The organism is Rikenella sp., assembly GCF_056799795.1.
Window position 1 is genome coordinate 15541 of sequence record NZ_JBQIQO010000016.1, and the last position, 21168, is coordinate 36708.

18 protein-coding genes are annotated in these 21168 nt (G+C 58.1%); 3 read left to right on the top strand and 15 right to left on the bottom strand.

The window, feature by feature from the left end:
• Window positions 1–402 precede the first annotated feature (402 nt).
• Complete coding sequence (locus ACTO3O_RS05405; protein WP_297830683.1) at window positions 403–1692, bottom strand: DUF2851 family protein; 1290 nt, start codon at window positions 1690–1692, stop codon at window positions 403–405.
• Between the two features lie 160 nt (window positions 1693–1852).
• Here ACTO3O_RS05405 and ACTO3O_RS05410 point away from each other — a divergent pair, with 160 nt between their 5' ends.
• Complete coding sequence (locus ACTO3O_RS05410; protein ID WP_297626005.1) at window positions 1853–2587, top strand: YebC/PmpR family DNA-binding transcriptional regulator; 735 nt, start codon at window positions 1853–1855, stop codon at window positions 2585–2587.
• A 1248-nt stretch (window positions 2588–3835) separates the two neighbouring features.
• On the opposite strand, the gene recR is transcribed toward ACTO3O_RS05410, so the two are convergent.
• The 11 genes from recR to ruvC all read right to left on the bottom strand — a co-directional run bounded on the left by recR (window position 3836) and on the right by ruvC (window position 16354).
• On the bottom strand, window positions 3836–4432 hold the full coding sequence (gene recR, locus ACTO3O_RS05415) for a recombination mediator RecR (RefSeq protein WP_294593460.1): 597 nt from the start codon (window positions 4430–4432) through the stop codon (window positions 3836–3838).
• A gap of 6 nt (window positions 4433–4438) precedes the next feature.
• Window positions 4439–5335 carry a tetratricopeptide repeat protein gene (locus ACTO3O_RS05420; protein WP_297831172.1) on the bottom strand — a complete coding sequence of 299 codons (897 nt, stop codon included), beginning with the start codon at window positions 5333–5335 and terminating at the stop codon, window positions 4439–4441.
• Window positions 5336–5340: 5 nt separating this feature from the next.
• Window positions 5341–7248, bottom strand: coding sequence for a BatD family protein (locus ACTO3O_RS05425; protein WP_482596540.1), 1908 nt, complete (start codon window positions 7246–7248; stop codon window positions 5341–5343).
• 78 nt (window positions 7249–7326) lie between these two features.
• Window positions 7327–8343 (bottom strand): VWA domain-containing protein, encoded by a 1017-nt coding sequence (locus tag ACTO3O_RS05430; RefSeq protein ID WP_294593466.1) that lies wholly within the window; start codon window positions 8341–8343, stop codon window positions 7327–7329.
• Window positions 8344–8834: 491 nt separating this feature from the next.
• Window positions 8835–9833, bottom strand: a complete 999-nt coding sequence (locus tag ACTO3O_RS05435; protein ID WP_297831180.1) for a vWA domain-containing protein — start codon at window positions 9831–9833, stop codon at window positions 8835–8837.
• A 63-nt stretch (window positions 9834–9896) separates the two neighbouring features.
• The gene (locus tag ACTO3O_RS05440; RefSeq protein WP_297831183.1) at window positions 9897–10697 is read right to left on the bottom strand and encodes a tetratricopeptide repeat protein; all 801 of its coding nucleotides are present in this window, start codon (window positions 10695–10697) and stop codon (window positions 9897–9899) included.
• On the bottom strand, window positions 10694–11788 hold the full coding sequence (locus tag ACTO3O_RS05445) for a hypothetical protein (RefSeq protein WP_294593472.1): 1095 nt from the start codon (window positions 11786–11788) through the stop codon (window positions 10694–10696). Before ACTO3O_RS05445 ends, ACTO3O_RS05440 begins: the two co-directional genes overlap by 4 nt.
• 3 nt (window positions 11789–11791) lie before the next feature.
• Entirely contained in the window at window positions 11792–12697 is a 906-nt protein-coding gene (locus ACTO3O_RS05450; protein ID WP_297831187.1) for a DUF58 domain-containing protein, read from the bottom strand.
• Between the two features lie 753 nt (window positions 12698–13450).
• Window positions 13451–14449: an AAA family ATPase gene (locus ACTO3O_RS05455; RefSeq protein ID WP_297831190.1), complete on the bottom strand. Its 999-nt coding sequence runs from the start codon at window positions 14447–14449 to the stop codon at window positions 13451–13453.
• Between the two features lie 254 nt (window positions 14450–14703).
• The gene (locus ACTO3O_RS05460; RefSeq protein ID WP_297831193.1) at window positions 14704–15744 is read right to left on the bottom strand and encodes a TlpA disulfide reductase family protein; all 1041 of its coding nucleotides are present in this window, start codon (window positions 15742–15744) and stop codon (window positions 14704–14706) included.
• A gap of 34 nt (window positions 15745–15778) precedes the next feature.
• A complete protein-coding gene (gene ruvC, locus ACTO3O_RS05465) occupies window positions 15779–16354 on the bottom strand; it encodes a crossover junction endodeoxyribonuclease RuvC (RefSeq protein ID WP_297831199.1) in 576 nt (191 codons plus the stop codon).
• 282 nt (window positions 16355–16636) lie between these two features.
• Here ruvC and ACTO3O_RS05470 point away from each other — a divergent pair, with 282 nt between their 5' ends.
• Window positions 16637–16852, top strand: a complete 216-nt coding sequence (locus ACTO3O_RS05470) for a hypothetical protein (RefSeq protein WP_297831196.1) — start codon at window positions 16637–16639, stop codon at window positions 16850–16852.
• Window positions 16853–17562: 710 nt separating this feature from the next.
• Here ACTO3O_RS05470 and lpxD read toward each other — a convergent pair.
• Genes lpxD through ACTO3O_RS05485 form a run of 3 tightly spaced genes read right to left on the bottom strand, consistent with a single transcriptional unit; the run spans window position 17563 to window position 20528 of the window.
• The gene (gene lpxD, locus ACTO3O_RS05475; RefSeq protein ID WP_297831258.1) at window positions 17563–18630 is read right to left on the bottom strand and encodes a UDP-3-O-(3-hydroxymyristoyl)glucosamine N-acyltransferase; all 1068 of its coding nucleotides are present in this window, start codon (window positions 18628–18630) and stop codon (window positions 17563–17565) included.
• 30 nt (window positions 18631–18660) lie between these two features.
• Window positions 18661–19848, bottom strand: a complete 1188-nt coding sequence (locus ACTO3O_RS05480; RefSeq protein ID WP_297831256.1) for a TlpA family protein disulfide reductase — start codon at window positions 19846–19848, stop codon at window positions 18661–18663.
• A 59-nt stretch (window positions 19849–19907) separates the two neighbouring features.
• Window positions 19908–20528, bottom strand: a complete 621-nt coding sequence (locus tag ACTO3O_RS05485; protein ID WP_297831253.1) for a porin family protein — start codon at window positions 20526–20528, stop codon at window positions 19908–19910.
• Window positions 20529–20704: 176 nt separating this feature from the next.
• On the opposite strand from ACTO3O_RS05485, the gene ACTO3O_RS05490 reads away from it, so the two are divergent.
• Window positions 20705–20926 carry a hypothetical protein gene (locus ACTO3O_RS05490; RefSeq protein WP_294593894.1) on the top strand — a complete coding sequence of 74 codons (222 nt, stop codon included), beginning with the start codon at window positions 20705–20707 and terminating at the stop codon, window positions 20924–20926.
• Window positions 20927–21168: the final 242 nt, after the last annotated feature.

Below are 21168 nucleotides of genomic sequence, written 5' to 3' on the forward strand. Positions count from 1 at the left end.
TCAGCGTCTACAGTCTCATGTAGGCGCTTTTTTTGTGCTTTGCGCGGTTGGTTTTCGTGGCTTTGGACACCCAAAGTTAAACCGGGAGTTAAACCGAAATTCACCCGAAACATCAAATAATCAACCAACTCCTTGTCGATATCGCCGCCCCGGGCTACCGCCACAACCTGGCGGGTAGCCTGCTGAGCATCGGCGAACAAGGCTACAGTTGGTCTTCCTCGGCGAGCGACACCAACGGCCTGAATTTGGGTTTTGGTGGAACTTGGTTCCGCTTCAGCAGTTCGGACGGACGTGCCTACGGTTTTCAGTTGCGTTGCCTCTCGGAATAAACGGGAACGCGCGCACGCGGTGGGTTAAGAGGCCGGAATGATCCGAACGCTCCCCGACACAGCTATCGCCCCCTCACTTAACGCCCACTCCCTTCAGCCCGCGCCACAGACGAACCGCCCGCAACACCCCCACCGGACAATCCGCACACCGTCCCCGAGCACAATATTCCGTGCTCAACTGAATCAACGCCTGAGAGTCCGACGCGCTTTCCGGCCGGAACGCTCCGGCCCACACCCGGGTATAGCGGTTCGACTCCGGCGCCACCTCGTCGTAGAGCGCCAACGCTCGCTCCTGCAACCCCGTGTCGCGAGTCGCACGCCCCATCGCCGTCAGCAGCGGAATCACGAAATTGATGATCCGCAAATCCACCTTCTGAACGCTCATCCCCTGTTCCGTCCCTCCGAACAACTCGCGCAACGCCGTCATCCCCTGCATCGCCGCCTCGCGCACCCGCTCCGACAACTGTGTCGCCCGAACCAGCAACGCCGCCGCCCTCAGCAGCATCGTCGAAGGCAGCGACACCGGCCGAACGCCCGCTCCGGCCCACGACACCACCGGTCGCAACAACCCGTACTCCTTTTTCAGCGACAAATAGATATCCTGCCACTGCCGAACGGCCGGTTCGGCCTCGAACACCCCGCTCAGATAGCCCGACTGCCCCAGCAGCAACGCCTCGGCCTGCCGCACATCGCCTCCGCAACGGACGAAACAACGCAAAGGGATCGACCTCGCCAACGCCTCGTAAGAACGTTTCTGATCCCCCATCCCCAGCGAACGCAGATAACAGACATACGCCGTCTCGTCCCAATCTCCGCCCAACTCGGCCCGCAACCGTTCGACCTCGGCCGTCTTGCGTCGCAACCGATCCGCCAGCAACCGCGACACGATCTGCCCCTGCTCCACCCCGGCCAGACCGCCGAAAAATTCGACACACTCCCCTCCCCGACCCTCTGCGGCCGTGGCAAGCGATTCGGCGTACCAGCCGACCAGCTCCTCCGACGGCTTCAATACGAGTGTCGTCACCTCCCGTCCGTTCCGCACCAACACGCGATCGCGTTCGCCCACCACGTGGAAAGCCACGCTATCGAAAGCCGGATCGCCCATCCGTCCCCCGTCGCGCCACGTCGAAGCCCGACCATCCACCCGCACCGCTCCGTAAAGCGTCGTCGCTCCGATCCGAACGGCAGCCTGTGCGAAATCCGGCGAGGGGATCGACGCATCGGAATCGGCAGCCGTTTCGGCGGCATACCCCGGATGCTCGACGGCACATTCGCCGCCCTCCCCGACCTCCAGCTGATCGTCCCAGAACAGACGATGGCCCCACACGAGCGCCAGAAAGTTCCTTACTTGATTTTCGGTCATAAATTGTTTCGCTAAAACCGTCCGCCGCACGACCTTTTCCTCCGAGCGGCATTGTTTTCCAAAGATAGCGTTTCGGAACGAAAGTCTCGCTTTCTTTTTCGCCGGAAATCCCCTATATTTGCGACACGAAAAACACACAGTATCACCGAAATTCGATATTATGGGAAGAGCTTTTGAATTCCGCAAGGCGCGTAAACTAAAACGCTGGGGGAATATGGCCAAAACATTCACCCGGCTGGGCAAGGAGATCGTCATCGCGGTGAAGGCCGGCGGGCCGGATCCGAATTCCAATCCGCGGCTCCGGATGTTGATCCAGACGGCAAAGTCGGAAAACATGCCGAAGGACAACGTCGAACGGGCGATCAAACGCGCGATTTCGAAAGACACGGATACGGACTACAAAGAGATTCAGTACGACGGGTACGGGCCGTTCGGCATCGCGATCGTGGTGGAAGCGGCGACGAACAACAACACGCGGACGGTGGCCAATGTGCGAAGCTACTTCAATAAGGCGGGCGGTTCGCTGGGGACGACGGGGAGCCTGGATTTCATGTTCGAGCGCAAGTCGGTGTTCAAGATCAAGACGCCGCAGGGGTTGGATTTGGAGGAGTTCGAGCTGGAGATGATCGACTACGGGGTGGACGAGGTATTTGCGGAAGAGAACGAAGAGGGGGTACAGGAGATTGTGATGTACGGGGCGTACGATTCGTTCAGCAAGATCCAGAACTACTTGGAGGAGAAGGGTTACGAGATTCTGAGCGGGGAGTTCGAACGGATTCCGACGGATCAGAAGGAGGTGACGGCGGAACAGCGGGAGTCGATCGAGAAGCTGCTCGAAAAGTTCGAGGAGGACGAGGATGTGCAGCGGGTGTACCACAATATGAAAGAGGAATAGCTCTCTCGCACGCGTTTTTTTAAACGATATCATGGGCTTTTATCTGATCGAAAAGATGCAAGCCCATTTCTGTTTTCGGCAGATGGAACCCCCGCCCCGGGTGACCGTCTTCACAACTCGGGCGCACTGTTCTACATCGGTAATTATGGTTTTAGCTATTCGTCATCGGTGGGCGGCAATAATGGGATGTTCTTGTGTTTCAACGTGACAAGCCTTAATCTCAATGATACGAACAGTCGCGCCTACGGTCTTCCGTTGCGTTGCCTCTCGGAATAAACGGGGGCGCGTGCTCGCGGGGCAAAGGGCTGGAGTTACCCTATTTGCGTTTTGAGTGCATCCCTGCGGTTCGAAGAACCGCAAAAGCAACTCACCATTCAACCGCCCCCATTCTGCGAGGTTCGTCCTCGGCGCGCCCCCTCGCGCCGAGGACGGCGACCTAAAGGTCGAAAAAGCACAACCCATTCGTCTCTTTAGGCAGTTCGCCGCCAGCGGAGAGCAGCAACGAGCTCCGACGAGTTGCAGCCCTCCGCCTTGCCGGGGCGGCGGACTGCGCGGCTCTGCGAGCCGCAGAAGCTCGGCCCAAAGCACTGCCTCGTGTCGGCCTCACTGCGGCTCCGCTTTCGCTCCGCCGGTGCCGCTCGGCACTCGAAGACTGACTGGAACTACCCCAAGCAAGGGCAACCTCTACCCTATTTTGAATTGAAACCTGCGGCTCGCAGAGCCGCGCGGGCCGGACGTCTCTTTTAGGATGTTCGCCGCCAGCGGTAAATGCAACGAGCCCCGTCGAGTTGCAGTCCGCCGCGTAGGGTGGCGGCGAACTGCGCGACTCTATGGGTCGCAGAAGCTCGGCCCAGTGCGGCGGGAAAACCGTAGCCGGTTTTCCCGCCCGAAGAATAGTCGTAGCCCAAAGCACACCCAGTTCTCCGTCCCGTGTCAGCCTCACTGCGGCTCCGCTGTCGCTCCGCCGCATTTTCGCGCGCCTTGGGAAATCTTGTCAAAACACGCAAGCGCATTTTGACGATTTCCCTATTTTTGGCGGCGGCGCGCGATCTGGTCATTGCTCCCGGAGGGTACTGTTCTCTTTGTGAACAAAGAGAACCAGAAAAACTTTAGACGGATGCTGACGCATCCTCAAACTGCCGACGAACCAAATCTTTTGTTCGCGCGCGGCAGTGCCCGGCACAAAAAAAACCGTGTCCTCCTCACGGAAGGACACGAAAAAAACTCCTCTCCACCACGCAAAATCCTCTATTTAGACAACGACTGCCGATTCTTCAAAGCATGTGTAATCGTCAGTTCATCCGCGTACTCAAGCTCGTCGCCGAAACCGATACCCCGCGAAATCACCGATACCGTTACGCCCAACGGCTGCAATTTTTTGGTCAAATAATACGACGTTGTTTCCCCTTCGATCGTCGTCCCCAACGCGAGAATCACCTCTTTCACCCCGAACCGCGTCACATTGTCCAGCAGAAGATCGACATGCAGATCCGACGGCGAAATCCCCTGAATCGGCGAGATCACACCGCCCAGCACATGATACAATCCGTTGTACTGACGCGTATTTTCGATCGAAATCAGGTCGCCCACCTGCTCCACCACACAAATAGTCGTCCGATCGCGCTTCGGATCGGTACAGATCGGACAAAGCTCCTCGTCGGAGAGGTTCCGACACTGGCGACACCAACAGATATCACGTCGGAACTGATAGATCGCTCCGGCAAAGAGATCGACATCCGCCACCTCCTGCCGCAAAAGGTGCAAAGCCAACCGCAGGGCAGTACGACGCCCCACGCCCGGCAGTTTGGAGAGCTCTCCGACGACGTTTTCGAGCAACTTGGACACCGCGCGCTACTCCTCCCCTCCTGCTGCTTGCGACCGGTGATCAACGACCGCCGGATCGACCGCCTCGACAGCATCCGAAGCGATCCACCCCTTGTTTCCGTCCGACAGAACGATCTCCGTCCAACCGTCCAGCTCCTCCTGCATCCGCACCTTCGTCCCCTCGTGCAGCACAAACAGATCCTTACCGCCCGTCCCCGGCGAACTCTTGACCGGCGCGACGAGATTCATCACCACCGCCTCCCGGTTGTGCAACAGCCGACTCCGTTGGAAATTGGCATAGAACAACGACAGAAAGCACAGAATCAACGCCGTCACCGCCCCATAAAAACCGACTTTCCGTCCCCTCAGCGTCCCGGCCAGCAGCCAAAGAATCACTGCGGCAAACGTCAGCCCCAGAAAGACCAGCCCGAGCACCGCCCAGGTGTTCGACCCGAGCATCAGCCCCAACTGCCGCAGCCAGCTTTTGAGAAAAAATTCGGGAACGGTGTCGATTTTATCCACAATGCGGGCATGCGCCAAAGCCAGATTGTACTGCGTATCCTCGTCGGTCGGATCGAGCAGCAACGCGCGATTGTAGTTCAGAATCGCCTTGCCCATCCGCCCCTGCTTGAACCAGCTATTGCCGAGGTTGTAGTAGAGTTTGACGCTGTGCATCCCCTGCCCGAGCAACGTCTCGTACAGTTCCACCGCCTGCCGATAGCTGCCGTTGCTGTATGCAGCATTCGCCCGGGCCCACAGCGAGTCTGCCGGCACCCGATCCGCGTCGCCGACCTGTGCCAAACCGACGGTATCGACTGTCGCCCCACCCTCCTCCGCCACAGCCGGAAACACGCACGCTCCGAGAGTCAGCAGCACAACCGCTCCGCCACGAAAAGCCCAACGAAATATATTTATCTTCTTCATACGGATCATATTTTGGATTCGAACCGCCCGATCCAGTCGAGAGCGGCCTGATAAGCCTTATCCATCTGCACCCCGCCCGCCGGCGCATACTGCGCGAATTCGCATTCCGAGATCAGGTTCAGAAACTCGCGCGCCTCTTCGTCCGGAATCCCGCGTTCGACAACCAGCACATGTCGCACCCGATCTTTCGTCAAATCGGCCACCGAGATCGCCAGTTTGTCTCCCATATATCCCCACAAAGCGCGCAACATCTCTTCGAAAAACGGGCTCTCTTTCCCCGCCGCCAGATAAGCCTTGGCCCGTTTCAACCGCCGCAGAGCCACTTTATTCGCTTTCCGGGTCTTGACCCGCACGATATCGGCACGCTCACGAATCCGATGTTGCAGGTAGAACAACAGCCCCACGAACAACGCGGCCAGCCCGATCGCCGCAAGGAACCAGCCCCATGACCAGAGGAAAACACGTCCCTGCCGCACGAGGTGCGGATCGCCCATCCGGATGAAGCGGATGTCGGAACCGAGGAGTTTCAAATCCTCTTTCGTCACGCCGGAGACCATGCCGAGCCCGGAACCCGAGCCTCCCTCGCCGCGGACGATCTCGACATGAAACGCTTCGGTGGTCAGTCGATCGTACCGCCCGGTAGCCGGATCGAAATAGGAGAATCCCACGGCCGGTATCTCATACGTTCCCTCGGCCCGCGCAATGAACGGATATTCGTAAGTCCGCTCGCCGGTCGTCCCGCGCAGGGTACTGGCCAGCCGTTCGGTGGTCTTCGTGTCGAACTGTTCGAAAGCCACCGGCAGATCGATCTGCGGCGCTTCGATCAGCGGGAAATTCCCCGTCCCGGTCAGCCGCAGCGAGATCGAACCGGCGCTATGGGCCGGAAAGCGGTCGCCGGAGATGACGCCGGTCAGCTGGAACTGTCCCACTGCGCCGCTGAAATCGGCCGGCTGAGGCTGGGGCAGCTCTTTGACCCGGATCCGCACGACGGGCGTAGAGAGTCGCGTCGGCACCTCCTTGACCTGGGCCGCGCCGCCGAAAAAGAGGTCGTAAGGCGAACCGGTCGAAGGCATCTGGGTCACGAGCCGGGCCACTGCCGTCAGCTGGGTCTGCTCGATTTCGATCGTGCCGGTGCGCTGGGGGTAGAGCAACCACCGACGCAGCACCTGAGACAGATAGACCTTGCCGCCGACCGTCACGCGTTCGCCGCCCTGTCCGCTGACATCCATCTCCTGAGCCCAGAATCCATTGAGGGCCGGATATTTGATCTGCTGGAGTCCGGAAATCTCGATCTGGGTATAGATCCGCAAGGTAGCCACCAGCGCCTCGCCCTTATAGACGTCGTTTTTGCTGACCTCCATCCGCAACAGGATGTCATCCGAAGCGACGGTCGTCTTGGGTGCCGGAGCAGCCGTCTGACCGGCCGCACCGCCACTGTTCCGCCCCCCGTTTCCCGCCGGTCGCGCGCCTCCGGCCGCGCCGTTTTCGAGGCTTTCGATCACGGTGGATTTCGCGGTATACCGTTTATCCCCGACGGTCAGCGTAGCGGCAGGCAAGGTAATCTTCCCGGCCCGCGTGGCCCGCACCCAGTAGGTGTAGGTATGGGTCTGACGACTCTCCGACACGCCGCCCATGTTGCTCATAAAGACGCCGGTGGCCCGCACCGGCCCGGAGAGGATTTCGATCCCCTCAGGCATGGTCGGCGGCGCGAACTGCGCGCCGTTCAGGTCGCCGGTGGTCGAGGCGGCGTATTCGATCTGGAACTGCTGGCCGTTCGCGACGGTCAGCGGGGCCTGTATCTCGAACTCCACCTCCTGGGCCGAAACGCTCCACAGGCAGAGACTGGCGATCCACCCCACCGTCCCGGCTACGCACAACCGCCGCAACCGACGGAAACAGGTATCGAGTTTCATTCTATTCATAAGGGTCTGCACAAAATTACGTTTTTGCATCGACTTCCGACCGGTCGTTGTCGTTTTCCCCATGGGATCTCAGGATTTGAAGATCGAAATCCGGGAGAGCCACCGGTTTTTCCGGTCGAGCATCATGAATTCGACGAGCAGGAGCACCAAGGCACAGGCCAACAGGTAGTGGAACTGGTCGTTGTATTCGGAAAAGGCCATGGAGGAGAACTCTTTTTTCTCCATTCGGTCGATCTGTTTGAGTATCTCGTTGAGACCGATCTGCATGTCGGTGGCGCGGACATAGCTGCCGCCGGTCAACACGGCGATCTGCTGCAAGGTCTGCTCGTCGAGTTTCGAAACGACCATCTGTCCGTTTTCGTCCTTAATGGTCTCGCCGCCGATGGTGATCGGCGCCCCTTCGGGTGTCCCGATCCCGACGGTGTAAACGACTACGCCCTGCTCCTTGGCCAGCTGGGCTGCGGCGATCGGATCGTCGTCGTGGCTCTCGCCGTCGGTAATCAGGATAATGGCGCGGCTCTGTCGGCTCTGGTCGGAAAACGACCGGGTAGCGACCTCCAAAGCTCGTGCCAAAGAGGTCCCCTGAACGGGTACCATATTGGGATTCAGGCCGTTCACAAAGCTCTTGGCGGAGATATAGTCCGAGGTTATGGGCAACTGAATATAGGCGTCTCCGGCAAAGACGACCATCCCGACGCGGTCTTTGTCGAGCTGTTCGATGAGCCGGTTCACGGCGTTCTTGGTGCGTTCCAGCCGGTTGGGGGCGAAGTCTTCGGCCAGCATGCTGTTCGAGACATCGACGGCGAGCATGATTTCGACGCCTTTCCGGGTCACTTCATGCAACTTGGCGCCGAACTGGGGCTGCCCCAAGGCCAGGATCATCAGAAGCAACGCTATGGCGGTGAGAATGAATTTGTTTCTCACGCGTTTGGGCGACGCTTCGGGCATCAGCTGCCGAATGGTCTCGGGATCGCCGAAACGGGCTAACCGCCGGTTCCGGGCACGCCGATACCACCAATAAACGGCTATAACGGCTGGCAACAATATCAATAGCCACAAATACTCGGGCTGCGCAAATCTGAACATATGCTCAATTTATATATCGGTCGTTTGTCGGCATTGTATGGTTATATCCGGCCAGAGCATCCCGCAGGGATGCGCTCTAAAGTTTTTCTGGTTCTCTTTGTTCACAAAGAGAACAGTACCCTCCAGCTACTGCGCGCCACGCCTTAAGAGGGAAATCGTCGAAATGCGCTGGCGCGTTTTGACAAGATTTCCCAAGGCGCGCAGTTCAAACCATATCTGTCACCGGCTGGGATTTCATCTCGATTTTGTGGATGCAAAACAAGTAAAATCTCTTTTTATGCGAGCAGGCGACATTTTTCGCGCGCCTTACGCGATTCATCTATATTCGGCTACCGCCGAAAGAGTTGAATCGCTTCTTTAGGCGGCGGCGCGCGTTGGTATGAGGGTACTGCGCTCGGGCCGCGCGGGCCCCACGTCCCGTGGACGGGCAAAACTGCGTTTTGCTGCGGCAGCCTCGGAAAGAACCGGCATTGACAAACAAACTGTTAAAGTTACGGTATCTGGCGGAGGAAGAGATAGCGGCTGAGGATCTCGACCACCAGCAACACAATCGCCAACAACAACCATCCGTGATACACCTCGCTGTATTTCACGAAATTTTCAACCTCGACCCGCGTTTTTTCCAACCGGTCGATTTCGGCATAAATCTCGGCCAGCTTGGTATTGTCCGTCGCCCGGAAATAACGCCCCCCCGTCTGCTCGGCAATCCGACGCAGGATATCCTCGTCGATCTCGACCTTGGCCTGTACGAACGAAATGCCGCCCCAGGCATTCAACGTCGGCGTCGGCGCCACCCCCTCGCTGCCGACCCCCACCGCATAGACCCGAATGCCGTAGTCCGCAGCGATCTGCGCCGCCGTCATCGGGTCGATCTGACCGCTGTTGTTCACCCCGTCCGTCAAGAGGATAATCACCTTGCTCGGCGAGTCGCTCTCTTTCAACCGGTTCACCGCTGTCGCCAGCCCGTTCCCGATGGCCGTCCCGTCGGCAATCATCCCGATCTCGATCTGATTCATGAGGTTTACCAGCGAGACGTGATCGGTCGTAATCGGCGACTGGGTGAACGCCTCACCGGCAAACACCACCAGCCCGATCCGATCGGTAGGCCGACCGAAAATAAACTTCGACCCGATATCCTTGGCCGCCGAGAGCCGGTCGGGCTGAAAGTCGCGCGCCAGCATCGACCCCGAAATGTCGAGCGCCATCACGATGTCGATCCCCTCGGCATTGATATTCTGCCGATCTTCGGCCGACTGGGGCCGCGCCATGGCGAAAATCACGAGGGCCACCACCGCGCACCGCAACATGAACGGCGTGTGCCTCAACCAGTACCGATAGGTATGCCTCAATCGCTCCACGCCGCGCACCGTGGAGAGCCGAATGGCAGCCCTTCCCTGAAGCGTGCGATAGACATAATAAACCACCATCGGCACCAGCACGAGCAGCAGCCACAAGATGCGTGGATTTTCGAATCTTACTATATCGAACATACAGTGTTCCGTATCTGTCTTTGAATCAACAAACTATCTATTCCGCAAGCCCCTCGTCGCCCCCTACCACTGTTTCCGCCCGCGAACTCCGACCGCTTCGGCCTTCTCGGCATCGACCCGTTTTTTGGTATTGTCCTCGCTGGCCTGAATCGCTTTCAGAAGGCGTTCCGACTCTTCGCGCGAGGCGGACGGCTGACGTTCCGGCTGCCGGCCGTCGTTCGGCTCGTTCTTCTTGTCCGACTGCCCGTCGTCGGGATTGTTCCGATCGTCGTTGTTCTTATCGTTGTTTTTATCTTTATTCTTGTCCGGATTATTCCGATCCTGATCGGGGTCGTTTCGGTCGTCGTTATTCCGATTGTCGGAATTATTCTGGTTGTCCTGATTATCCTGGTTGTTCTCGTTTTGATCGTTCTGGTTATCCTGCTGCTGTTGCTCCTCCTGCTTCAACTTTTTGGCATAGGCCAGGTTGAACTTCGCCTCCTTGTCTTCCGGCACGAGCCGCAAGGCGTTTTTGTAGGCCTCGATCGCCTCGTCCAATTTGCGTTGCTGTACGAGCGTATTCCCGAGGTTGTAATAGGTCGCCGCCTGCCGGTGCCGGTCGTTTCCGTCTTCGGCCAGCCGCCCGTAAGCCGCTGCCGCGTCGTCGTACCGCCCCTGTTTATAGAGCGCGCCGCCGAGGTTGAAATTGGCCTCGTAAGAGGTGATTTTTTTCTCCAACGCCCGCCGATACCCGACTTCCGCCTCCGGATATTTCCCTTCGTAGTAGGAGAGGTTCCCCCACCGGATATCCGCCCGCTCTTTTTGCCCCCAGGCAATGGCCGGAGCGACGGAAAACAGACTCAAAATCAATAGATTCCTCCTCATCGTTCGAACTCTTTGTTTTCAGGTTTCGTTTCCGGATCGAACAAGTCGTCTTCCGGCATATCGACCGCTTCGGTCGCCGTCACCCCCGGCGCGGCAGGGGCTTCGCCCGGCGCAGGGAGCTCTTTGGTCTCTTCGACGTAGAAATAGGCATCGAAGTAGGCCTGTTCGTTATCCTCGGGCGACGGGTTCAGCTTGGCGAACTTCACGAGGTCGGCCAGCCGGAAAAGCTGGCGCAGTTTCTCGCGCAGCCGCTCGTCGTTCACCTCCCGCACGGCGTCCAGGATCTGGTCGGAGGTCATCTCCATGGCGCCGATCCCGTACCTGCCCTCGATATAGATGCGCACGATGTCGGCCAGATGGGAGTAGTACTCCTTGTGTTTGCCGTTCTGCCACAATTTGCGGCTGTGCAGCCGTTCCAGAGCACGAATAGCCGCGACGTGCGGCGGCACAGCCGGTCTGCCCGCGCCCCGTCGCCCGCGCCGCAGATACTTGACGGCCAGATAGATCACGACAGCCAGTCCCACGGCAATCAATCCGCCCCACAAGAGGTACTCCTTGATTTCGCGCCACTGGAACGGGGTGTTGAGCGGCCGTTTGATATCGAATATTTGTTGTTTCGCGGTGTCGATCTCGAAGGTCTCGACGACGAGCCGCATCGCTTCCGGAGCAAAGACGGTGTCTCCTTTCCCGGCCTTCGCTTCGTCGGGCGTGGCCGACCAAACGACCGGGAAGCCGCCCAAGGCATAGTTCCCCTCGTCGAACCCCGTCAGCCGATACGCAACGCGTATCCTGATCCGCCGTCCGCTCTGCTCCAGGGTGTCGATCCGGTCGATCCCGAGCATTTCAATCTGCGGCGTCAACTTCCCGTCCTCGAACTGAGGCAGCTGGATCTCCTGTGCGACATCTTTGTCGATGTCAAGAAAGAGGCTGAACTGGTCGCCGATCAACACGGTGTCGGGCACCAGCCGGGTGTGTACCTCGGGCGGCCGCTGGGCAGAGAGGGGCTGGGCCGTTCCGGATGCCACGCTTCCCCCGGCGGCGACAAAGGCCGAAAGGAGAAAAAGAATCGGACGATATAGTTTCATATCCACGAGTTATCGCATTTTAAAGAGCCGTAACAAAGCGGCTACATAATCTTCGCCGGTGGCCACCGAGACGGTATCGACCCGGCATTTGGTCAAGGCCTGTCCGATCGCCGAGGAGGCGAGCTCCCAGTACCGAGCATAGCTGTCGCGCGTCCGGGCGGAGGCGGTATCGACCCAGACTTTTCTCCCCTCTTCGGCGTCCTGCACTTCAATAATCCCGACGTCGGGCAACACGGCTTCCCGAATGTCGTAAATACGCAATCCGACCAGGTCGTGCCACGACGAGGCGATTTTCAATCCCTCTTCGAAGTTGACGTGCAAGGCCTCGCCACGTGTGGTATCGGCTGAAAAGTCCATGAAGTCGGTCAGCAGAAATGCGGTGCACCGTTTTTTCATCACGTTGGTGAAAAAACGCAGGGCTTCGTTGATATCGGTTCCGCGCCCTTCCGGTTGGAAGTCGACCAGGTCGCTGATAATCCGCAGAACGTGCTGCCGTCCTTTCTTCGGCGGAACGTACTTTTCGATGCGATCGGAAAAGAGGATGCAGCCGATTTTGTCGTTATTCTGAGCCGCAGAGAAGGCCAGCACGGCAGCGATCTCGGTCATCAGGTTCTTCTTAAATTGTCCCTGTGTCCCGAACATGCGGGAGGCGCTGACATCGACGAGCAGCATCATGGTCAGTTCCCGTTCCTCTTCGTAGACTTTGATATACGGGGCTCGGTTTCTGGCGGTGACGTTCCAGTCGATATCGCGGATATCGTCTCCGATGCGGTAGTCGCGCACTTCGCTGAAAGCCATCCCGCGTCCTTTGAAGGCGGAGTGGTATTTCCCGGCGAAAATATCGTTGGAGAGGCCGCGGGTCTTAATTTCGATTTTGCGGACTTTCCGGAGTATGTCTTCTTCGGTCTCTTTCATGGTGTGCAATCGAGTAATATATCTTGTTGCCACAAGGCTTCGGTTCGTTTTTCCCGCCCCGGGCTTCCGCGATGCGGGCAATAACGGACGATCGGGTGCGCTGTGTCTCGTCGGCGAAGGCGGGTACATTTGGAGCTCTACGGCTGTCGAAACCACGGGGATGGACTTGAATTTCCATTCGCACTACCTGGATCCGTATCACACGAGCAATCGCGGCTACGGTTTTCAGTTGCGTTGCCTCTCGGAATAAACGCCGCGGGCCCGCGGTGGGCAATGGGCTGGAACTACCCTAAGTAACCGACAGCCTCTACCCCATTTGCACTTCTGCGGTTCTATCAGCCGCAAAAGCACTGCCTATTTTTTCGGCCGCAGCCAGCGGAGAACGAAGACGGAGCGGGAGCGGAGTATTTCGGCCCTCCGCATCCGGGGGCTGCGGGCCGACCGTTAACACGGGGACTTAGCTATTCGCTCTCAACCCAAAGCACAGACAAGAGCACAGCCCAGTTCTCCGCCCCGTGTCCACCTCACTGCGGCTCCGCTGTCGCTCCGCCGCCTTTTCGCGCGCCTTGCGCGATTCATCTATATTCGGCTACCGCCGAAATAGTTGAATCGCTCCTTTACGCGGCGGCGCGCGGTTTGGTTTGAGGGAACTGTTCCTTTTGTGAACAAAAGGAACCGAAAAAACTTTAGACGGATGCTGACGCATCCTCAAACTGCCGGGGGCCCTAACCAACGCACGGCTGTCGCAGAACCCTACGGTACTTCGACAGCGTTCAAAATCTCGGTGATAATATCCTCGGACGTAATATTTTCAGCCTCAGCCTCATAGGTCAGACCGATCCGATGCCGCATCACATCCGGACAAACCGCCCGAACGTCTTCCGGAATCACATACCCGCGACGTTTGATAAAGGCATAAGCCTTCGCCGCCTTCGCCAGCGCAATCGATGCACGAGGCGAACAACCGTAACCGATCATCATCGCCAACCGATCGAGTCCGTATTCCGCCGGTTCGCGGGTGGCAAAAATAATATCGACGATATAACGTTCGATTTTCTCGTCCATATAGACCTGCGCCACCACCTCGCGCGCCTGAAGGATCGCATCGGTGGTCACCACAGGAGCAGCTTTCGGGAACGCAGCCCCAAGCATGTTCTGCCGGATAATCTGCCGTTCTTCCTCCTTTTTCGGATAGCCGATCTTGACCTTGAGCATGAAACGGTCTACCTGCGCCTCCGGCAGCGGGTAAGTCCCCTCCTGCTCCAGCGGGTTCTGGGTCGCCATCACGAGGAACGGCTTCGGCAAGCGATACGTGTTGTCGCCGATCGTCACCTGATGCTCCTGCATGGCCTCCAGCAAGGCCGACTGCACCTTGGCCGGCGAACGGTTGATTTCATCCGCCAGGACGAAGTTCGCGAAAATCGGCCCGAGTTTAACGGTAAACTCTTCGTTTTTCTGGCTGTAAATCAGGGTTCCCGTCAGGTCGGCCGGCAACAAGTCCGGCGTGAACTGAATCCGGCTGAACTTCGCGTCGATCGCATCGGACAGCGTATTGATCGCCAACGTCTTGGCCAGCCCCGGAACCCCTTCGAGCAGAATGTGCCCATCGCTGAGCAGTCCGATCAGCAGACTTTCCACAAGGTGTTTCTGACCGACGATCACTTTGCCCATCTCCAGAGTCAGCAGATCGACGAACGCGCTCTGCTTTTCGATGCGGGCGTTGAGCTCCTGAATGTTTACGGCTTCGCTCATATAGGTTATTTGGTTAATGTATCGTTTCGAATTTCGACTGCGTTTTTTAAAGTAGTTCAACTACTTTAAACGGTCGGAACGGGATTTTATTTTGTTCCGGACGAACAAATTTAACAGTTTTTCCGCCTCAACGGTCAAATAAGATGCCATTCGTTCGGGCGGCCTGCTAAAACGCCGCGCGTCGGAAGGACAGAAAGCCTTCCGACGCGCCGCAAAAAGCAGTTTTTTTTATACGAAGTACCTCTTTTTCAAGGTTATTCAGCCTCAGTCGCCGCCGTACCATAGACTTCGGCGAGTTTGTTCATCAGCGCTTCGCCGCGCAGGTTGCGGGCCACGATCGTCCCGTCCGGCCCGATCAGCACGTTCGACGGAATCGACCGGACGCCGTACATCCCTGCCGGAACGCACTCCCAGAATTTCAGGTCGCTCACGTTTGTCCATTTCAGACCGTCTTTTTCGATGGCCTGAATCCAATTTTCGCGTCCGTCGGGCCGGTCGAGCGACACGCCGAAGACGGTAAACCCTTTGTCTTTATACTGGTTGTAAGCCGCTACGACATGCGGATTCTCGGCCCGGCACGGCCCGCACCACGAGGCCCAGAAGTCGAGCAGGACGTAATTTCCCTTTCCGGCCACCGAAGACAAGGCGATCGGCGTCCCGGTGGTATCGGGCAGGGTGAAATCGAGGAACGGATGCCCCGGACTGCTGAGTTCGAGTTTATCGGCCATTTCACCGACCAGTTTCAGGTAGACCGATCCCCGGATCGTGCTGTCGAACCCGGCGGCATAGGCGCGCATCTGTTCCGGATCGAGCCCCGGAGCCATCCGGCGGAACAGCAGATAAGCCGCAGCCACGCTGGCCGGATTCTCTTTCACGAAGGCTTCGTTGACAGCCACGTAGTCGTTGTAATTTTTCACCGTATCGACCGCCGCCTGATAGGCCTCGAACAACGCCTGTTCGGCAGAGCCGACGACCTGAATACTGTCAAGCTGTTCGAGCGATCCGGTCACGGCAATCGGGCTATTTTCGAGGAAGAAGACTTTCGCCGGTCGGGCGGTACTGTCGCCTACGGTAATCTGAGCAAGCATGGGGAGTTCGAGCACGCCGCTAAACGAGGCTTTCCCCTGCGCCACCTTGGCCGAGTCGATCACGAGCGGGGTTTTCCCTTGGAAAACAGAGAGGTAGACGGGTTGTCCCTCTTCGAGTCCGTCGAGGGTGGCTACCACTTGATAGCCTTTCCGGGCGCAGGCGGCGAACATCAGGGCCGCCACGCCGAACAGAAGCATTTTTTTCATCGTATTCGTTTGGATTTAATTGTTGTTCAATGTTTTATCGGAGCTTATCCGGATTGTCGCGCACAAAAGCGGCCCAGCCTCTCGCGCCTCCACTACCCGCCGAACGCTCGCCGACGGCAGTTCCGAAGGGGCTGGAGCAGATGTAATAATGACACAAAGCGACCGCCAGCCCGTCCGTAGCATCGAGCTCTTTCGGGGTGGTACCGATGCCGAGGATCTTCTGCAAAAGGGCGGCTACTTGTTCTTTCGATGCACCGCCCTGTCCGGTAATGGCCTGCTTGATCCGTCGCGGCGAGTATTCGAACACAGGAATCCCCTGGGTCAAAGCGGCCACCATCGCCACCCCTTGCGCTCGTCCGAGCTTGAGCATACTCTGCACGTTTTCGCCATAGAACGGGGCTTCGAGTGCCATCTCGTCCGGCCGATACTCGCGCACCAGCGCGGAAACCCGTTCGAAAATGTGCCGAAGTTTCTGGTAACGGTCTCCATACTTCCCCAAGGTCACGACGCCGAGCACCTGACACTGGGGCTGTCCGTTCCGAATCTGCAACACGCCGTATCCGAGCACGTTGGTACCGGGGTCGATCCCGATGAGGGTTTTCCCTTCCATGGGATCGGCCCGGACGGCTTGTTCTTCGCGCTGGGCGCGGCTGCGACGGGTAATCATGCTGTTTTTTACGATAATCTGTCGGGCCTCTGCCACGACTCTGCCCGCCCCGGGCTACCGCCTTCGGGAAACGGGCGCGCTGTATTACGTCGGTTGCAGTGGTTACAGCTGGTCTTCAACGCCTTATAATTCAGTTGATCACTACCGTGGCATGCACTTGGATTTCGGAGTGACGCATCTCGGCCCCAACTACACGACACATCGGGCCTACAGTCATCAGTTGCGGTGCCTCTCGGAATAAATGAGAAGGAGAACCCCGCCCCGGGCCACCGCAATACGAGCACGGGCGACCTGATGGGCGTCGGCAACTACGGCTATAGTTGGTCGTCCGCAGCGAACAACACGGGCGGCGTGTTCTTGGACTTCGGCGTGACGTGGATCCGTCCCAGCGCTCCATACAACCGCGCCTACGGTTTTCAGTTGCGTTGCCTCTCGGAATAAACGGGGACGCGTGCCCGCGGTGGGCAATGGGCTGGAGTTACCCTAATTGCGTTTTGAGTGCATCCCTGCGGTTCGTAGAACCGCCCGGGCCGAAGCCTCCCCCAGCGGAGTCCCGCAACACGCCGCTCACGCACCGAGAGTACCTCCCGGGTGTCCGACCCGCACTATTTTCCCGCTACAAGTTCCGCCCATTCGCTCTCGGTTTAAGCGGGTTGAAGCCTGCGGGGCCCACTGCAACGTCAGTTGCGGGCCTCCGCGGGCGGAGGCTTCGGCCCGCGCGACTCTGCGAGTCGCAAGAGCATAGCCCAAAGCTCGCCCCAGTTCCCTGCCCCGTATCCGCCCCACTGCGGCTCCGCTATCGCTCCGCCACGTTTGCCGTCGCCCGCTGGGATTTCATCTCGATTTTGCTGTCGCAAAATGAGCGAAATCCCTCTTTACGCGGGCGGGCGACGGTTTTCGCGCACCGTTCTTTGTCCGCGCGCTGGCGGAAATCATTCAAACGCGCACTACGCGTTTGAATGATTTCCTTCTCCAGCGGTCGCGCGCGGGTCGAGCTTTGTCCCGCCTGAAACTGCCCTGCGCGGGCGGCGTCCGGGTGACCCCGGCGGGACGGAGCGATACCACGTATCGCTTAAGCAGCCGATGGCCCAACCCACTGTTCGCGCGCAGATGGGGCAATCGACAGCTTCAACAAATTGTTATCCGCCAACTTACTCCTCGGCCCGTTCCCCCAACCGAGCCTCCAGCACCTTGAGCTGCCGCGACAGCTCGGCCACCTGCTTCCGAAGCTCCGGCAACTGCTTGACCGAAGCCTGAATACGATGCCCCTCCAATCCCGGATAGGCCGGAGAACCGAATACCGTCACTCCCGGAGTCAGAATATTGTTCGGAATCCCCGACTGAGAACCGATCTTCACCCCGTCCGCAATCGCGATATGCCCGACAACCCCCACCTGTCCGCCCATCATCACATTCCGCCCCACCTTCGTAGAACCCGCAATACCCACCTGAGCCGCCATCACCGTATTTTCGCCGATCACCACATTGTGCGCGATCTGGATCAGGTTGTCGAGCTTCGCCCCCCGCTTGATCCGCGTGGAACCCATCGTCGCCCGGTCGATCGCACAATTCGAACCGATCTCCACCCCATCCTCGATCACGACATTACCGATCTGCGGAATCTTCTGAAACGAGCCGTCGTCGGTCGGCGCGAAACCGAACCCGTCGCCGCCGATCACCGTCCCGCCATGCACAATCACATCGTCACCGAGCTCGCAAGCCTCGTAGACCTTGACCCCCGGATAGAGAATCGTCCGTTCGCCCACCCGAACGCCGTCGCCCACATAGACCTGCGGCCAAATCTGCGCCCCCGCCTTCACCACCGCCCCTTCGCCGATCACGGCATACTCGCCGACATAAACCCCCTCGCCCACCGTCGCGGTCGAATGAATCGAGGCCAACGGACTAATCCCCGTCTTCTTCGGTTTGTTCGCCACATACAGGTCGAGCAACGAAGCGAACGCTTTGTACGCATTCTCGACCCGCACCAGCGTCAATCCCTCCGGCAGCGCCTCGCGAACGATCAGGTCGGCATTCACGATCGCAATCGTCGCCCCCGTCCGATAGAGGAACTCCTCGTATTTCGGATTGGAAAGAAAAACCAGGTCGCCGGCCTTAGCCTCCTCGATCTTGGCCACCGAACCGACCGCAGCCTGCCCGTTGCCTTCGACCGTGCCGCCGAGAAATCCGGCGATCATCTCTGCTGTAAACTGCATCATCGAATCTGATTTAGAGATATGTGTAAATTCCTACCGCGCAGCCCGCACCAACGAATCGAGACAGGTGTAGAAAGCCGGATCCTCGCCCGTAAAGCGCCGCACCGTGCTGCCGTCCGGCGCCAGAATGATCTTGGTCGGGAAAGCCTCGATTCCGTACCGCACCGGAATGTCATCCCCTTCGGTCCGCACATGGATCCACGGCAGTCCGTGTTTTTCAACTCCCTTTTTCCAAGCCTCCTCCGTATCGCCGCAATCGACACCGACGAACTCCACCTGCCGGCCGTTCCCCAGCTCGGCGTAGGCTTTCTTCATCTCCGGCATCCCCTTGATACACCAACTGCACCAGGTTCCCCAAAAGTCGAGGACAATATACCTGCCCTCCTTATTGAACAGCGACGAGAGGGTGAAATCCTTTCCGTCCAACCCCGGCAAGGTGAAGTCCGGCGCCACCCCGCCTCCGGCCATCGCCGTGCGGGCCTCTTCGGCGGCAAAAACCTTGGCGATCTCTTCGTTTTGCAGGTCGAGCCACGCTTTGAAGGGGCCGTTTTTCACCGAATCGTCGAGCCCGCGATACAAGCTGTCGACCAGATACGGATCGCCGATGGTCGTCAGGTAATAGGCCGAAAGCTGGGCCGACGGATTCTCTGCGATATAGTCGGTCTTGAGGCTGGAAATGGAATCAGCCAAAACCTGCATCTGCATCTGCAACGAGTCGGCCACTCCGCTCCCCGGCTGCACGAACGAAGCGGTCATGCCGAGCATCCCGAGCTGCATTTCGAGCGGTTCGATCACCTTTTGCCGTTCGAGCCACTCCTCCTGCACCGGCGATCCGGTCAGGGTATAGTCGATGGTCTGATGTTCCGGTTCGTATTTCCCTTCGACGCGCATGTCGTTCTCGCCGGGCAGCAGAAAGAGTTGAATGGTCTGCCTCGGCCCGTCGCCGCGATAGCCGCGCGGAGCGAGAATCATGCGATAGAGCTGCTCGTCATCCGGCGTCGTCACACGGAATTCGACGCTCTTCCCATCTGCACTCTTCTGCCCGCCGATCATCCGCTGCACCATCGGCTGCCGGTCGCGAATCGTCGCCGGGGTCATATAGGCGCAGATCAGGCTGTCTTCCTGCAATCCTTCGATGCGAACGGTGAGGCGTTCCTTTTCGTTATTACGGCATCCGAAGGTCAGCAAAAAGAGGCCGAGAAGCAAAAATTTATTTTTCATTATCACTGGTTTTCAAATGGATACAAAAGAACTCCGAGGCATCGCCGGAGAGAGGGGGGTTAGAAGCGCAAACCGAGATTCACCGAGAGCACGCTGCTCTTGGCATGATCTTTCTTGTTTTCGCTGACCCGGATGGTGGAAATATCATATCGCACTCCGAGATCGATCCACCGACGGAACTGGTAATTGATCCCTACCGGAATCGTCAGGTCGAAGCTTTTGCAGTCGTCGATCAGGCTGCGGGTATGCGTGGTCGTTTCAATCACGTTGCCATTCGTGTCATACGAGCTGCTGTTCCACTTCTGCTGTGCCTTGACGAGCCAGTTGAAAGCCACTCCGGCCTCCAGATTGAGCCCGCCGATCAGATAAACTTTGGCCAGAACCGGAATTTTCACGTAGTTATAGGAATAGATATCCTTCTCGTTATTATCGACCTTGCTCCCCTGCAACGAATAGAGCGCTTCGGCCTGCAATCCGATGAGGTCGTTGATCTTATAGCCGACCATGAGTCCGAAGCTCCCCCGAATCCGGGCTTTGGAATAAGTGGTTTTGGTCATCGAACTGACGTTCATCCCGACACGGGGGCCCCAATAAAAATCCTGTGCCGAAGCACTATGGTTCAACCCGAGGCCAAAGATCGCCATGAAAAGGATTTGCACGAATCGTTTTTTGGTCTGCATCGCTTTCAAAATCTGTATGTGTGGTTTGAATGAATCGGTCGGTTCGCCGGGCTGTCGTCCTCGTGTCGGAGGAGCGGAGGCGAAGCCAACCGTTTTAACTGCCAAAGATAAGCATTTATTTTTCAGTTGCTTCGGAATGGGGATTTTTTCAGGCTTTGGCGGTTTGTGTTTCTGTCTTGGCTTCGTGGGATTTCAACCGGCGGTACCCCGCCCCGGGCTTCCGCAACCACGCCTCGGGCGTACCGGGTGGCGTCGGCGACGAGGGTTCGGTCTGGTCTGCGTCGGTGCCCAACGGTAGCACGTACGCCTGGCGTTTGTTGTTCCATGCGACGAACATGAGTCCTTCGAATGCGAGCTATCGCGGCTACGGTTTTCTGTTGCGTTGCCTCTCGGAATAAACGGAGGCGCGTGCTCGCGGGGGCAAAGGGTTGGAGTTACCCTATTTGCGTTTTGAGTGCATCCCTAAAAGAATGCTTTGGCCGGGTCTAACCGCATAATCTCAAACACACATTCCTACCTCAAACAATACGCGTCAGATTCAAATCTTAACCTGACCGCATCACAACAAGAGCATCCCCCTAAACACAAAAAGTAGCAGGGTTCTTGCCTGAGGTAAGAAACCCTGCTACTTCACTAACTC